The 14398-nt window shown below is 42.4% G+C and carries 16 protein-coding genes; 8 read left to right on the top strand and 8 right to left on the bottom strand.

Annotated features, from left to right (window positions below):
* Positions 1–59: 59 nt before the first annotated feature.
* Genes EES38_RS15730 through EES38_RS15710 form a run of 5 tightly spaced genes read right to left on the bottom strand, consistent with a single transcriptional unit; the run spans position 60 to position 4915 of the window.
* Entirely contained in the window at positions 60–1550 is a 1491-nt protein-coding gene (locus EES38_RS15730; protein ID WP_124938169.1) for an aldehyde dehydrogenase, read from the bottom strand.
* A gap of 11 nt (positions 1551–1561) precedes the next feature.
* On the bottom strand, positions 1562–2596 hold the full coding sequence (locus EES38_RS15725) for an LLM class flavin-dependent oxidoreductase (RefSeq protein ID WP_124938168.1): 1035 nt from the start codon (positions 2594–2596) through the stop codon (positions 1562–1564).
* Positions 2593–3501 (bottom strand): flavin reductase family protein, encoded by a 909-nt coding sequence (locus EES38_RS15720; protein ID WP_124938167.1) that lies wholly within the window; start codon positions 3499–3501, stop codon positions 2593–2595. The genes EES38_RS15725 and EES38_RS15720 overlap by 4 nt, the downstream gene beginning before the upstream one ends.
* 27 nt (positions 3502–3528) lie before the next feature.
* Entirely contained in the window at positions 3529–4344 is an 816-nt protein-coding gene (locus EES38_RS15715) for an alpha/beta fold hydrolase (protein ID WP_124938166.1), read from the bottom strand.
* The gene (locus tag EES38_RS15710; RefSeq protein WP_124938165.1) at positions 4316–4915 is read right to left on the bottom strand and encodes an amino acid synthesis family protein; all 600 of its coding nucleotides are present in this window, start codon (positions 4913–4915) and stop codon (positions 4316–4318) included. Before EES38_RS15710 ends, EES38_RS15715 begins: the two co-directional genes overlap by 29 nt.
* A gap of 149 nt (positions 4916–5064) precedes the next feature.
* Here EES38_RS15710 and EES38_RS15705 point away from each other — a divergent pair, with 149 nt between their 5' ends.
* The 4 genes from EES38_RS15705 to EES38_RS15690 all read left to right on the top strand — a co-directional run bounded on the left by EES38_RS15705 (position 5065) and on the right by EES38_RS15690 (position 8065).
* On the top strand, positions 5065–5742 hold the full coding sequence (locus EES38_RS15705) for a GntR family transcriptional regulator (RefSeq protein WP_124938164.1): 678 nt from the start codon (positions 5065–5067) through the stop codon (positions 5740–5742).
* Entirely contained in the window at positions 5723–6103 is a 381-nt protein-coding gene (locus EES38_RS15700; RefSeq protein ID WP_124938163.1) for a carboxymuconolactone decarboxylase family protein, read from the top strand. Before EES38_RS15705 ends, EES38_RS15700 begins: the two co-directional genes overlap by 20 nt.
* Positions 6104–6129: 26 nt before the next feature.
* A complete protein-coding gene (locus tag EES38_RS15695) occupies positions 6130–6426 on the top strand; it encodes a DUF1330 domain-containing protein (protein WP_124938162.1) in 297 nt (98 codons plus the stop codon).
* 157 nt (positions 6427–6583) lie between these two features.
* Entirely contained in the window at positions 6584–8065 is a 1482-nt protein-coding gene (locus EES38_RS15690) for an EAL domain-containing protein (RefSeq protein ID WP_124938161.1), read from the top strand.
* A gap of 92 nt (positions 8066–8157) precedes the next feature.
* Here the strand turns inward: EES38_RS15690 and trhO are convergent, their stop codons facing one another.
* The 3 genes from trhO to EES38_RS15675 all read right to left on the bottom strand — a co-directional run bounded on the left by trhO (position 8158) and on the right by EES38_RS15675 (position 11207).
* The gene (trhO, locus tag EES38_RS15685; protein WP_124938160.1) at positions 8158–9138 is read right to left on the bottom strand and encodes an oxygen-dependent tRNA uridine(34) hydroxylase TrhO; all 981 of its coding nucleotides are present in this window, start codon (positions 9136–9138) and stop codon (positions 8158–8160) included.
* A gap of 139 nt (positions 9139–9277) precedes the next feature.
* Positions 9278–10426: a PQQ-dependent sugar dehydrogenase gene (locus EES38_RS15680; RefSeq protein ID WP_124938159.1), complete on the bottom strand. Its 1149-nt coding sequence runs from the start codon at positions 10424–10426 to the stop codon at positions 9278–9280.
* A gap of 73 nt (positions 10427–10499) precedes the next feature.
* Positions 10500–11207, bottom strand: coding sequence for a GNAT family N-acetyltransferase (locus EES38_RS15675; protein WP_124938158.1), 708 nt, complete (start codon positions 11205–11207; stop codon positions 10500–10502).
* 293 nt (positions 11208–11500) lie between these two features.
* On the opposite strand from EES38_RS15675, the gene EES38_RS15670 reads away from it, so the two are divergent.
* The 4 genes from EES38_RS15670 (at position 11501) to EES38_RS15655 (ending at position 14397) form a co-directional block, all read left to right on the top strand.
* Complete coding sequence (locus EES38_RS15670; RefSeq protein ID WP_124938157.1) at positions 11501–11722, top strand: CCE_0567 family metalloprotein; 222 nt, start codon at positions 11501–11503, stop codon at positions 11720–11722.
* A gap of 220 nt (positions 11723–11942) precedes the next feature.
* Positions 11943–12257 (top strand): hypothetical protein, encoded by a 315-nt coding sequence (locus EES38_RS15665; protein WP_124938156.1) that lies wholly within the window; start codon positions 11943–11945, stop codon positions 12255–12257.
* 215 nt (positions 12258–12472) lie between these two features.
* Positions 12473–13489, top strand: a complete 1017-nt coding sequence (locus tag EES38_RS15660) for an ABC transporter substrate-binding protein (RefSeq protein ID WP_124938155.1) — start codon at positions 12473–12475, stop codon at positions 13487–13489.
* Positions 13490–13557: 68 nt separating this feature from the next.
* Positions 13558–14397 carry an ABC transporter permease gene (locus EES38_RS15655; RefSeq protein ID WP_243694208.1) on the top strand — a complete coding sequence of 280 codons (840 nt, stop codon included), beginning with the start codon at positions 13558–13560 and terminating at the stop codon, positions 14395–14397.
* Position 14398 lies beyond the last annotated feature (1 nt).

Here is a 14398-nt window from a genome sequence, read left to right as displayed (position 1 = left end):
ACAGCGACATGAATATCGGGAACAGCTTCTAGCCCGATATATTTCTGTTAATCAATAAATTAACGCATTATGAATGGATTACCCATGGGTTCAGACGATGTATTAATCCACGTTGTCCTGACCCGAATGTAGTCTTGTATGGCCTGAATGCCTGCCTCTCGCCCGTAACCAGACTGGTTGTAGCCACCGAAAGGTGCGACCGGTGATACAGCACGATAGGTATTGACCCAACAGATACCAGAGCGAATTTTTTGTGACACTCGCATTGCAGTTGCTAAATTTTCAGTGAAAATTCCTGAACCCAAGCCGAATTGGGAATCATTAGCTAATGCGATAGCCTCTTCTTCTTCGTCGAAAATTGCTAAAGACATCACCGGACCAAACATTTCCACTTTAAGCGTTTCAATCTCATTTGACGGGCATTCAACGATTGTTGGTTCAAAATAACACTGAGACCCATATTCAGGGGCTCGGCGACCACCAGTAAGAATATTACCGCCCTGCGTGATGGCTTTATCTAATGTTCTTTCAATCACCTCAACCTGAGCAAGTGTACACAGCGGCCCAATATGTGATTTGACATCCAATGGATCGCCTATGACTATTTGCGACGTTTTCTCTAATAATCGCTCGACCAAAGATTGATAAATATTTCTTTGGATATACACTCGCGACCCAGCAACACAAGATTGGCCGGAAGCACCGAAGTTACCCGCAATTATACCATTGGCCGCACTTTCAAGATCGGCGTCTTTAAACACGATAATGGGCGACTTTCCGCCAAGCTCAAGTGTCGTCACCGCGAAATTGTTGGCGGTGTTACGAATGATATTTCTTGCTGTACTAGGACCTCCAGTAAAGGCAAGTCTATCGATGTCTGGATGAGATGTTAAAGGAATAGCACAACCTTCTGCATCACCCGTGATAACGGATACGACACCATCTGGGAATCCCGCTTCTTGCACTAAACTGGCGAATTTTAATATCGCTACCGGTGCAATTTCGGACGCTTTAATAATCACTGTGCAACCCGCAGCAAGCGCTGGTGCCAGTTTTGTTGCGGTGAGAAACATCTGAGCGTTCCACGGTACAACAGCCGCAACGACACCAATAGGTTCAGGTTTAGTAAATACATGCATATCAGGTTTATCAATTGGTAAAGTTTGACCTTCCACCTTGTCTGCTAAACCCGCGTAATACCGATAATAGTTAGCTATATACTTCGCCTGACTTTGAGTTTCAGCCGCTAACTTGCCACTGTCTTTCGTTTCTAGCTCACCCAGCATTTCGGAGTTTGCTTCTAATAGATCTGCCAGTTTAAACAACAACTGGCCTCTTTGTGTCGCAGTTAAAAGTGCCCAGTCTTTTCGTTCAAGAGCAGCCTTGGCTGAACTAACTGCAAGTTCGACATCTTCTGCGTCAGCACATGCGACAGTAGCCCATACCTGACCAGTCGCCGGATTAACCGTTTCTAACTTTCTTCCCTTTGTTCCTTCTACCCACTGCCCATTAATAAACATGGCAAAATGTGGTAATTGATTCTCAGACATGACGAACTCCCCTAAATGAATGCTGGCATCACTTCATCGATAAACCGTTTTAATGATGTCTCTTTTTGCTCTCTCGTCATGCCAGAATCAGACCAATAAGAGAATTCATCGTAACCCAAATCTTCATAACGCTTGAGTCGATCAATAATCTGGCGAGATGTGCCAATCATTAGGTCATTGCGAATCTGTTCTTTTTTATAGAATGGATGATTATCTATTTCATCCTGGCTGAGTGTTTCAATTAAGCCATGATTGATCGGACGTTCGTTCTTAAACCAGGCGCCGAAGTAACAGTAAAACTCATGCAGTTTTTTAGCGGCATAATCAAGCTCAGCATCGTCGTTCGAAACGTAGGCGTGTTGTAAAATCATGATTTTGGTTCTGCGGTCAAACTTGGCACAAGCCTGATTGTAACGGGCAATCAGAGACTCGACTTCCTCGAGTCCTTGCCATAGTGGAGCAACCTGAACATTACATTCGTTTTCAACCGCAAACTCATGACTATTGATATCGCGAGCAGCTACCCATATGTCAGGACCATTGGGGGTTAATGGTTTGGGTGCAGATGTCGTTTTAGGAAATTGATAATGTTTACTTTCTTGCGAATGATTTCCTTTCCATAACCCTTTTATCGCAGGCACCATTTCTCGTAAACACTCACCAGCTTCCCATGCATCCATACCACCATTGACCATACGTTCATACTCAAAGGCATAGGCTCCGCGAGCAATTCCGAGTTCTAGACGACCTTCAGTTAGAATATCGGTCATCGCTGCCTCACCAGCGAGCTTAATTGGGTGCCAGTATGGTGCAACAACAGTACCGGTTCCCAATCTAACGTGTTTTGTTTTATGGGCCAAATCGACAAGATTTAAAAAGGGATTCGGGGCAATGGTAAAGTCCATTCCATGATGTTCACCTGTCCACACGGTGCACATCCCACCCTCATCGGCCATCTGACTTAATGAGACAAATTCTTCATATAAATCAATCTGGCGCTGTTCCTCGTTCACACGCTCCATGTGTGCAAAAAGAGAAAATTTCATCTGATATTTCCCTCTGATTCGTTTCCTACGTACAAGCGGAATACTCCGTTCCGTTTTTCCTCTGTGAATCTTGCGATCATCGACGCCATATCGGCGGAAGCGAATTTCATTCCCGATAAGTCATCAATGGCCACATATTGATATCCAGCAGGTGCATTTTCTTCGACTGCTTCAGCGCGGTAGAACGCAACAAAATTGCCGCTGGCAAGTTTTTCGTAAACAGAGAATACTTGCCCAATCTCGGCTTCAATCGCGAGCGATTCCAATACAGCCTTAAGCGTTTGATAAGAAGAGCTTTCGGGTACGATATCCCCCTGAGGTAAGGTGTAAAATCCGTCTTCTTGTTTCAGAAGCAACTTGTCATTGCATTCTATCAGCCCGCCGACCTGAGTAGAGTTCATATGGGTAATTTCTTCGGCTTTATGTTCCATTCCCAGACTAAAGTAACCGCCCTTGGCATACCCTAGTCCAAATTTTTCTGTTACCGAAAAATCTTGAACCTCGCCAATCAAAAGCATGTGATCGCCTGCCTCAATTTTTTGCGTCGAAGAGCAACTAAAATACGTTGCAGCTCCCTCAATAACAGGGACACCATGACAATCGTCAAACCAGGCAACTTCTGAAAATCGATCGCCTTTTGAGCTTGCAAATGTATTGGATGCATGCTGCTGATCTTCCGCTAAAATGCTGACCGTAAAGTGGTCGCAATCGGCAAAAACGTCATAGCTAGATAATCTTTTAGCCGGACAAACCAGCAGTAATGGCGGATCCATAGATACCGAAGTGAAAGAGTTCGCTGTAAAACCCACTTTCTCCCCAGATTTACTGACTGCAGTTACGATCGTAACGCCTGTCATAAATGAGCCAAAAGCGTTACGTAACTCGCGTGAATCAAAATCGCTCATAACCATTCCTTGTTGTTCAGATTTTGTTTACTGGGCCACAATACAACTCAAGCCGAAATCGACTACGATTTCGTTTATTTCTCCCGAATGAGTCATTGGAGCCATGTGTTTTGCGTTATTAATGATTTGGTGTTCACCTCTAGGACACATCGCTGCCATTGCAGCCGACATTTCCGGTGTAGAATTCGGGTCATCACTGCCCGTAATAAATAGTGTTGGAATCTCCAGACCTCTTAATACGTCATCAGCAGGACCATCGTTATTACAAAACACTTCGTAGGCCTGGCTATATCCATCAAGTGAAACCGAGCTTAACCACTCAGAGCAGAGCAGTGCATTTTCTTCATCTGGCTCAGTTAACGGAGAATCAAACCAACGTTGAATAGGCGCTGTTGTATGCTGATGCGTCAGGCTGTTTTTAATCTGACTAACCCTATCTTTGACCGCCTGCTTCGCCTTTTCACTACGACGAAAAATGGAGTTAAAAGCAACGGTGCCAACACACCAATCTGAATAACGTGATGCAAAATTCAATGCGATCATCGAGCCCATTGAATGCCCCATAATCAGTATCGGTTCTTTGATGTCATTCATAACCCAATTGGCAATAACGTCCGTATAATCTGAGATAGTCGAACATTCAGGCATCAGATCACTTTCACCATGTCCGGGCATATCAACAGCATACACGGTGAAATGTTGACTCAATGTATCGAACTGTCTTATCCATGCTTCTAAACGTAACCCAACGCCATGAATGAGAACTAAGGCAGGTCCTCGCCCTTTTTTCACGTAGGCTAACCCTTTCGCAGATTTATACCGCTGCGGGATTATCGATGTCATGTCCAAGCTCCTTCAATTCTTCATATCGGTCACCAATACGATGATGAGGTCGACCACCCGAGGCACCACCCAGCACAACAACAATTTCGTCGTCACAAGGTGCATCGTTAATGTTGAACTGTAGAGTTAAGTAATGAGAACGGCGTCCCCCATCGTTCTTATCCATCATCGGAACCACAATCGGAGCGTTTGCCGTTCCACGCGTGTTAGTAAATGAAAGAAACGATTTTGCCTGTACGGCTTCACGATAGTGGTTTCCGAAGTGGAGCGTGTGTATTAGTGCTGATGCATGCTCAATTTCGCCACGAAGACCAACTACAGCTGCTTTCCCAAAAGCTTCGATATTGTCTGCACCACCCGCTAAAGCACATATTTTTTCTGTCAGAAGCGCGCCAAGCTGAGGACCATAATCTCTAACGATCGGTCTCAAATTGTCGACGAATTCCCCTGCCCAAGGGTTTTTTACAATCGCCGCGACAGCAAACATTTTTAATGGCTTCTCTGCCACTTTATAACCTTCAATTAGCGTTTCTTCTTCGTAGCTAACAATTTTCCGTATTTGTAAGTCCATTCCGTTTTCCTATGATTGAATCCATAACCACTTTGTAATATGGTATACCATAATATAACAACATAAACATACAATAGGTCATAATGCAATCATTAATGTGATACTATCTTGAAAGAAACTTTTGATTTGAGAATGAAAGGAAGCAGTGCATGCTAAAAGTAGAGCGTCCAAAAACATTAAAAGAAAACGCGCTGGAATCGTTAAGAGATGCCATCACAAGTAATATTTTGAAACCTGGAGATCGACTCGTTGAACGTACACTTTGCGAATCTATGGGTGTGAGCAGGACCGTTGTAAGAGAATGTATCCGTCACCTGGAAAGCGAACGACTGGTTGTAGGTATTCCTAATTCAGGCTTCGTTGTCGCTTCCATAAGCCAGGAGGAAGTTAAAGAGATATACGACATCCGAACTTTGCTTGAGTGTTCTGCTGTTGAAGAATGCTGTAAACGTGCAACTTCCGATATTGTTAAACAGCTGTATCAAATCCATAACGAAATCGCAGAGAGTCTAGGGAGAGATGATGTGAACACTGGACTCAAGCTAACAACACAATTTTACGAACTCATTTTTAGAACAGCACAAAAGCATGTTTCATGGGATTTGGTAGAACAGTTAAATTCTCGAATATCACGTCTCAGGGGACTGACTCTTAATACGTCCGGGCGTAAAACATCAGGTCCAGTAGACCTTCTGCTCATTGTGAAAGCAATAGAAGAGAAAGATACTAAAAAAGCGGTGGACTTATGTGCACAGCATCTTAAAGAAGCATATGAATTAGCGACGAACGTCGATCAAGGAGCGAAAAATGAAATCAGAGCGGTTTGAACTCGGTTTGCAAAAACGAAAAGAAACATTGGGTGCTGAATATGTTGAAAAAAATTTAGCAAAAGCAGACGCCTTTAATCTGCCATTTCAGGAAGCGATGACTGAATGGTGCTGGGGTTTTGGTTGGGGAGATGACACCATCGAGCCAAAGACACGTTCTATGATGAATCTCACGATGATTGCCGCACTGGGTAAAATGGAAGAATGGGAATTACATCTAAAAGGCGCGATTACAAATGGTGTTAGCGTCGATGAAATACGCTCTATCCTCCATGTTATCGCTATCTATTGTGGTGTACCGCAAGGAGTTGAATGCTTTCGTATCGCAAGAACGGTTCTTACAGAGCAAGGGCTTATCTAATTTAATCAACTAACAAGGATGTTATTATGAAAGGGTATTGGGTGGCGTTCGTTCATGTCGATAATGAAGAACAGTATAGTCATTATCTGGCATTGGCACCGGCGGCTTTGAAAAAATATGGCGCGAAAATGCTGTCTCGAGGTGAAGATATCAGTATTATCGAAGGTTTCGAGACACCACCACAGCGTGCGGTCGTATTCGAATTTGAAAGCTATGAAACTGCCCTCGCTTGCTATCACTCACCTGAATATCAACAAGCCAGGAATCATCGAATTGATAGTGCCAGCGCTAATATTATCATTATGAATGGACTCTCTGTCTGATTCCTCGTTAGAAAGCCCTTTGGAGTATACGAGGGGCTCATACCATCTCTTTCATGCCATGTATTTAATACTCAAAAAATAGCGTTGAATATATTATACTTTCTTCTAATCGTATTGAATGACTCAAATCGTTGAGTTAGAGGGATGTTGACTGTCTATGGGCAAAAATAGCCTGATTGTATTGGCGTTATACCTGTTTGGTTTAGTTATTATCTCTGGAGCATCATTTGTACGCTATCAGAATGAAGCAAAAGAGAGTGCGGCCGATGTTTACGAACAAATAGATCAAACGATTTCCAGGCTAACCCGTTATTATGAACTTGCCCTTGTCCCTGATATTCCTAGGCCTAATTGTGCTGTATTTCTTGCTAAGCACAATAGTGTCGTCTTTTCCGACCCTTATGTGCGAAGCTTGAGTCTGACCGATAATGGTACGATCACATGCAGCTCTTTATCAGGCAGTGCGAAAATTCCACTTGAGACTTGGCGAGCAGAAAACAATCAGATCCGTTTCTTTTTTACGCATCAGACACCTTTTAAAAATGAGTTATTGCGTCCTGAGATAGGGATTCTTATTTTAAAGATCTCCTACTCTCCCACATACAGTGTTAATTATGCACTTTATCCTGATCTTTTCTTGCAACTGCTCAGGCCATACGAACAATTTGACCTAAGTATTATTGTTGAAAATGCTAAGATTACAACATCTCAGCAAGTCATAACAACCAATCCTCCTCTACAGCCTAAAGCACTTTATTCTGTAAACTATCATTTAAGTGCCTCCTCTTTTGGCCAATTTTTACTGCAAAGTTCCGGCTTTATAATTATCATCTGGACGGTCATTCTTGCCATACTTTACCGTCCATTGTGCCACCTTATTGATACTTTTTCCCTAGACTATTGGCGTATAGATAAAGGCCTCACAAACAATCAGTTTACCCCATACCTACAACCCATTTTTGATATCAATGGTAATGTCACGGGTGCAGAAGTTCTAGCTCGATGGGTTCACCCTGAAAAAGGCGTGATACCGCCTTATCAGTTTATTGATACAGCAGAAATGAACGGGCAAATTAATAAGATCACTGGGCAACTGATGCAAAAGTGTTCCGATGCACTCAGTCAAATCAATCATGATCAAATAGAAAGGTTCACTCTGGGTTTCAATGTGTGTGCAATTCAGTTTGATAACCACTCTTTTTTTGATGATATCGAGCAATTACGTCAAGATTTGTCTGAGACTCCGATTAGCCTAGCTGTTGAACTCACAGAACGACAGGCGTTTGCTAGTGAAGAGAAATATTCTAGCGCAATAAAAAGGCTTAAAGATCTCAATATAAGGATTTCACTGGATGACTTTGGAACAGGTCACTGTTCGCTTAAATATTTGCTGAATGCCGACATAGATATTATTAAAATTGACCGTTCTTACATTCAAACTATCGACAACGGCCCAAATACAAACGTACTGGATAGCATCATCGACCTCGCCAGACGTACAGATTCAATTCTTCTAGCGGAAGGCGTTGAGACCACCGCTCAGTTGAACTACCTGAAGCAGCTTAATGTTGAACGTTATCAGGGCTTTTATTATGAAAAACCCATTCCGATTGAAGAGTTTATCAAGAAGTATTTCTAACCACTTTAACGCCTGTTATCTTATAAGAGCACAAATAGAAAAGTCCTGTTAACTTGGGCCGCCAACAGGACTTTTAATCAATCTTTCTGAACTTACTTCGACTTTCTTTGCTGATCTTTCAAAGCAAGTTTTTCTTTTCTTCTCTGAGCAATCACCTTTTCAGCATCACCACCGACGTGAGTTTCACCTCTTTGGTTTGCTAACTGGACTTGTTTCTCACGCTCACGGAAGCGAGCTTTTTGTTCTTCTGTGTGCTTATCAACACACTTTGGACAGCTCACACCTTTTTCGTAATCTGGCGACTCCATCTCTTCTTGAGTAATTGGTAAGCGGCATGCTTTACACATATCGTACTCACTTTTCTCAAGTTGATGGTTTACCGCAACACGTCCATCAAATACGTAGCAATCACCTTCCCACATGCTTTCTTCCTGTGGTACTTCTTCGAGATATTTTAAGATGCCACCTTCTAGGTGATATACCTCTTCAAAGCCTTGTTCCTTCATAAACGCTGTTGATTTTTCACAACGAATGCCACCAGTACAAAACATAGCCACTTTCTTATGTTTTGTTGGATCCATGTTTTCTGCAACGTATTTAGGAAAATCGCGGAATGTTTCAGTCTTGGGATTCACAGCATTCTTGAATGTACCGATTTCAATTTCATAATCGTTACGGGTATCAACAACGAAAACTTCAGGATCAGAAATAAGCTCATTCCATTCGTTCGGTTTTACATATGTACCCACGATATGACGAGGATCGATCCCTTCAACACCCAATGTCACGATTTCTTTCTTCAGCTTAACCTTGGTACGGTTGAAAGGCTGGTTAGCGTCGAATGATTCTTTATACACAATATCAGCCAGTCTCTCGTCTTTCTTGAACCAAGCTAATAGTGCATCAATACCTTCACGTGTTGAAGCAACAGTACCATTGATGCCTTCGTAAGCTAGGAGTAACGTTCCTCGAATTTCATTCTCCTCCATCAACGCTTTAAGCGGTTCACGGAGTTCAACGTAATCTTCAAGACGCACAAACTTATACATTGCGCATACTACATAATCTGTCATGTTTTTTCCTTTCAGCGAGCTGGATCGTAAATCCAGAGCTTTTGTTAAAATCGCGCGAAGTATAGCTGAGAGTTCGCCTGACAAATACGGACAGTTATTGTGGTTAAGAGTAATTTATATTGTGAAATCAGCAGTCAACTCATTCCTTTTGTTTACTGGGCGTTAACTTAAGCAACCTGCCGCCTCTATTATCTTCTAATACCCAAATAGCCCCATCAGGCCCTTGTTCTAATTCGCGGATGCGCTTTTGCATATCAAAACGTTCGACTTCATGAGCTTGGTTTCCATCTATCTGGACTCGGATAATAGCCTCAGATTTCAGTCCACCAATTAACGCATTCCCTTGCCAGTTTGCGAAAAATTGACCTGAATAGATAATTAGCCCAGAGGGTGCAATGGAGGGTACCCAATACGCTTCAGGAGCATGAAACTCAGGGCGAGTATTATGTTTAGAAATAGCAATCCCAGAATATTGGTCGCCCCAAGAGACTATTGGCCAGCCATAATTATCACCAGCTACCGTCAGATTTAGTTCATCACCATGTCTTGGCCCCATTTCATGAGTCCATAATCGACCACGAGCATCAAAAGCAATACCTAACATATTCCGATGTCCCAAGGACCAGAAGCTTTTGGCTAACTCCCCTTTATCTTGAAATGGGTTATTATTAGGGATACTTCCGTCGTCATTTAGTCGAACCACTTTGCCTAAATTTTGATTCCAGTCTTGTGCCGGCTGTTGTTTCTGTCTTTCACCTGAGGTGATAAAAAGGTGACCATCCGGACTAAAAGCCAAGCGATGAGAATAATGCCCAAAGCCTGAAACCTTTGGATACTGGCGCCATACGACACGAATGTCCTCAAGCTTGGGTTGATTGGATTTCAAATCAAGCTTAGCTCGAATGACTGCTGCACCTCGATTTCCATTCGTATCTGACTCAGCATAAGATAGATAGATCCAATGGTTTTGTGCAAACTGCGGATGAAGGATAACGTCACCGAGCCCTCCCTGTCCTCCATAAGCAACAGCAGGAACGCCATTAACTGTCTTACGCTTTTTAGTGGCTGGGTCGAATACCAATAAGGTTCCTGATTTTTCTGTTACGAGTAGCCTGCCATCAGGAATAAATGCCATTGCCCAAGGCTCATTGAATTGCCCATAACTTTTTGCATAAAAGGACGAACCAGCATTGCCTTCGACGAGTCTATCAGCAGCATGGGCAAAGGAGAAAAATGATAGAATCCATATCAACCATAAAACACAACTTCTCAACCGTAGCCTCAACATAACTGCCCTCTACTCTTAAGTATGGTTAATTTATATTAAAAGAGTATAGAAGAGCTGACGACAATTTAGAGGCTTAGACTCCTTTTCTTATCGCGCTTAATGACTTTATCTGTTGTGCCTTAGCGTCGAAGTTTGTTGGGTCAAGCCAATCAATAAATGCAAACTTACATTTAGGCCATTCATTATCAATAATAGAAAACCAAGCGGTGTCTCTGGTTCTTCCTTTATACACAACAGCCTGACGAAAAATCCCTTCATGATAAAATCCTAACCGCAAAGCAGCTTTTCGAGAAGGTTCGTTTAAACTATCGCATTTCCATTCATAACGACGATATCCTAGCTCTTCGAACACATATTGCATCATTAAAAAGTGAGCTTCCGTAGACGCTGGCGTTCTTTGCAACATCGGAGAAAAAGCAACATTACCAATTTCAATCACCCCATGAGAAATGTCTACCCTCATGAGTGAGAACATACCCAATGCTTTACCACTCTGTAAGTCGATTATCGCAAAATGTTTCGGATCGATACTTTGTTCGGCCACTTTGATGTACTCTTCAAACATCGATTTAGCTTCGAATGGACCATGGAACATATATGTCCAGTCCCGGCCATCGGCAGCGACCGAATATGCTTCATACAATTCATCGGTATGTTTGTTCGATTCAAGCGGCTCAATTCGAACATATTTTCCTTCAAGTACAATATCCCCAGGAAAAGTGCGCTGCGACCAATTTGCAACAGGTTGTCCAATCTTTTGCCCAAATCCATTTTCTAGCATGCATCCATTCCTTTTCTATTTTGATATTTTCAGTCAGTTGACTTATTCCTATAGAGCGCGCTCAAGTATTGAATATTCTGCCTATGGACAACAGATACAATCCCAAAAATCTGATAAGTCCAATCATGTATGAAACATGCCAAAGAGACTTATATCGTGTTGTATCATGAACAATTTTCCAAACGATGTGATGCAACTATCTGATTTTATTTGCAACAAAATATGGTGCGAAGTTTGAATCGCTACTCTTACTAGTCCATTGCTAGTGTCAGTCGGTATACAAGGAGAAAGTGATGAACGACGAGGAATTGCAAGCACTGCGTAAGCAAGTAAAAAAGGCCAAAAGAATTTCATCAGAACGAGCTGGAGAGCTTCACGATTTGGTTGAAGATAGACTACCAAAAGACTATAGAGATATTCCCAGTATTGCTCAGGCATGTTTTGATGCCTGTAAAAACTGGGAGGAACTATCTGAACAATTAAAATCTGCCGAAGCGGAAACTGAAAGCTTATAGCTCGTTACGGGACAAGCACTGCAGATTGAATGTGGAAGCTTGTCTCATATTCAGACTTAAGCAATATTAAGGTTCTCTTTCGTTGCCTATATTTAACAACAACTGTTAACCTTGGCTACATACTTAATCAGCCCTTTTCACTCTTATCATGATTTTTGCTTTGATTGCCTCCCTGCTATTTATCGTATGTAAAATACTCAACCCAGGTTGGTTTCTTATTATGATGATCTGGACCTTTCCTTTAACGTTAGGTGTGCTTTTCTTTCATATCTTTGCGCATAAAGGTATTCGCTATCTACCTATGTCGACAAAAGGCATCTTAGCCATGATATCCAATATTGCACTTGTTAGCGCACCAATACTCTGTCCAGATTTTTCGGACGTTGATTCCTACGCAGTGTTTACTCAGGTAAAGAACCCACCCGAAAGTTATATGACATACGCAATGACGCTACTCGTCATCATGGCGATTATTGATATTTCGTTATTTGTACTAAGAATGGCAGAACGCAGAGCAGTCAGATCCCGCGGGTGACCACCTAAGCCTTAACCCTCCTGTCGATATTTCATCAGTAAAATTTTCCTTCAAACATGAAGAATTAGACGTTTTATACTGGATTTTAAAATGGCATACCATAATATGGAATTCTAAGGGCGGTTTTTTAACCACCTTTAGATGGACAAATTGAGGTTGTCCATTTTAGTCAGCCAACAATAAACAAATATAATGACTCTTCATAAGGAAATGATATGAAAAACAAAATTTATGCATCAGTTTTACTGACCGCAAGCTGTCTTTTCTCGGCGAATAGCCACGCTACAGACACTATGAGCTTTGTCAGTTGGGGCGGTTCAACCCAAAAGGCTCAGGAAGACTCTTGGGCGAAACCATTTAGCAAATTGACAGGAATAAAGGTATTGCAAGATGGTCCGACGGATTATGGTAAGCTCAAAGCAATGGTCGACAGCGGGAACGTACCGTGGGATGTCGTCGATGTAGAAGCCGATTTTGCCTACCGAGCTGCTGCTGAAGGGCTACTTGAGCCCCTAGACTTTAATGTCATTAGCAAGAATGATATCGACCCAAGATTTATCTCTGATTACGGTATTGGCTCTTTTTACTTTTCCTTTGTTCTCGCGTTTAATAAAAATTCTATCTCACAGCAACCAAGCAGTTGGTCTGCCTTATTTGATACAAAAGACTTCCCCGGTAAAAGAGCACTATATAAGTGGCCGAGCCCTGGCGTGCTTGAGCTTGCTCTCTTAGCCGATGGTGTTCCTGCCGATAAACTGTACCCGCTTGATCTCGATAGAGCCTTTAAGAAACTTGATACCATTAAGAAAGACATCGTTTGGTGGGGTGGCGGAGCTCAATCACAACAACTTCTTGCATCGGGCGAAGTGAGCATGGGTCAGTTCTGGAACGGACGCGTCTACTCTCTACAAAAAGATGGACTGCCAATCGGTATCGATTGGAATCAAAACTTAGTAATGTCCGATTTCTTGGTCATCCCTAAAGGTGCGAAAAACAAAGATGCAGCGATGAAATTTCTTGCTTACGCATCAAGCGCAAAATCACAAGCTGATTTTTCAAATGAAACCGCATATGCACCAATCAACACCGCGGGAATCCAATATCTAAGTAGCGGTCTATCAAAAAATCTTCCTACTAATTACGGTGATGAGCAAGTCTCACTTAATTACAAATATTGGGCGGAACACGGCCTGGAAATCGCGACTCGCTGGAATCAATGGTTGTTACAGTAACGAGAGAACACGATTAAAAGATCGAATATCAACGCTGATTAAGCAGGGTTTAGTCTATGGTTTCCACTATGCAATACGTGCAATGGCGTCAAAAATCGCTCTTGTTTCCAATCATCATTTTTTTATGCGTCTTCTTTGTAGTCCCCTTGTCGGGGCTACTTCTACGCAGCTTAACAGATCCCTCATTCGGGCTTCAGAACTACGCTCAACTCCTTTCCACTCCAACTTACTCAGACGTACTTTTTAATACGTTTTTTATTTCTATCCTTGTCACCGTTCTCGCTCTCATCCTGAGTTTTCCCCTCGCGTGGAGTATCACGCTAATGCCCGGAAAATGGGGACAAATGTTACTCAACGTCGTGCTGCTATCGATGTGGACAAGTCTGCTTGCCCGAACCTATTCGTGGCTAGTCCTTTTACAAAACACTGGCGCAATAAATAAAGTACTAATGAACCTAGGTCTGATAAGCCAACCCTTGGAATTGGTACACAATATGACAGGAGTTGTGATCGGCATGACCTATATCATGATCCCGTTCTTTGTTTTACCCCTTCAGGCGTGTATGTCTGCAATTGACCCGATGGTACTTCAGGCGGCTTCAATTTGTGGCGCGTCGCCTAAAGTCACTTTTTTTAGAGTATTTTTACCCTTATGTAAGCCAGGCATTTTTGCTGGTTCACTTATGGTCTTTGTTATGTCGCTTGGGTACTACATTACACCAACATTACTCGGGGGAGTAAGTGACATGATGCTTCCCGAATTTATTATTCAACAGATTCAAAATTTCCTTAATTGGGGAATCGCTAGTGCCTCAGCTGTTCTACTGATTACCATCACATTGATCATTTTCTACATCAATATCAAAGTACAGTCCGAATCTCCGGTCTCGTCAGATAATGGAGCCTAAT

The sequence above is a fragment of the Vibrio viridaestus genome (genome assembly GCF_003856525.1).
GTDB classification, from domain to species: domain Bacteria; phylum Pseudomonadota; class Gammaproteobacteria; order Enterobacterales; family Vibrionaceae; genus Vibrio; species Vibrio viridaestus.
Note: the sequence above shows the minus strand (reverse complement) of the source record. Positions and strands in the feature narration are given on the sequence as shown.

Excerpts from the sequence above, each read along its gene's own strand:
- EES38_RS15660 (WP_124938155.1), top strand. The coding sequence starts at position 12,473 with ATGAAAAACAAAATTTATGCATCAGTTTTACTGACCGCAAGCTGTCTT.
- EES38_RS15710 (WP_124938165.1), bottom strand. The coding sequence starts at position 4,915 with ATGGACTTACAAATACGGAAAATTGTTAGCTACGAAGAAGAAACGCTA.
- EES38_RS15715 (WP_124938166.1), bottom strand. The coding sequence starts at position 4,344 with ATGACATCGATAATCCCGCAGCGGTATAAATCTGCGAAAGGGTTAGCC.
- EES38_RS15695 (WP_124938162.1), top strand. The coding sequence starts at position 6,130 with ATGAAAGGGTATTGGGTGGCGTTCGTTCATGTCGATAATGAAGAACAG.
- EES38_RS15700 (WP_124938163.1), top strand. The coding sequence starts at position 5,723 with ATGAAATCAGAGCGGTTTGAACTCGGTTTGCAAAAACGAAAAGAAACA.
- EES38_RS15720 (WP_124938167.1), bottom strand. The coding sequence starts at position 3,501 with ATGAGCGATTTTGATTCACGCGAGTTACGTAACGCTTTTGGCTCATTT.
- EES38_RS15730 (WP_124938169.1), bottom strand. The coding sequence starts at position 1,550 with ATGTCTGAGAATCAATTACCACATTTTGCCATGTTTATTAATGGGCAG.
- trhO (WP_124938160.1), bottom strand. The coding sequence starts at position 9,138 with ATGACAGATTATGTAGTATGCGCAATGTATAAGTTTGTGCGTCTTGAA.
- EES38_RS15690 (WP_124938161.1), top strand. The coding sequence starts at position 6,584 with ATGGGCAAAAATAGCCTGATTGTATTGGCGTTATACCTGTTTGGTTTA.
- EES38_RS15665 (WP_124938156.1), top strand. The coding sequence starts at position 11,943 with ATGATGATCTGGACCTTTCCTTTAACGTTAGGTGTGCTTTTCTTTCAT.
- EES38_RS15680 (WP_124938159.1), bottom strand. The coding sequence starts at position 10,426 with ATGTTGAGGCTACGGTTGAGAAGTTGTGTTTTATGGTTGATATGGATT.
- EES38_RS15655 (WP_243694208.1), top strand. The coding sequence starts at position 13,558 with ATGCAATACGTGCAATGGCGTCAAAAATCGCTCTTGTTTCCAATCATC.
- EES38_RS15705 (WP_124938164.1), top strand. The coding sequence starts at position 5,065 with ATGCTAAAAGTAGAGCGTCCAAAAACATTAAAAGAAAACGCGCTGGAA.
- EES38_RS15725 (WP_124938168.1), bottom strand. The coding sequence starts at position 2,596 with ATGAAATTTTCTCTTTTTGCACACATGGAGCGTGTGAACGAGGAACAG.
- EES38_RS15675 (WP_124938158.1), bottom strand. The coding sequence starts at position 11,207 with ATGCTAGAAAATGGATTTGGGCAAAAGATTGGACAACCTGTTGCAAAT.
- EES38_RS15670 (WP_124938157.1), top strand. The coding sequence starts at position 11,501 with ATGAACGACGAGGAATTGCAAGCACTGCGTAAGCAAGTAAAAAAGGCC.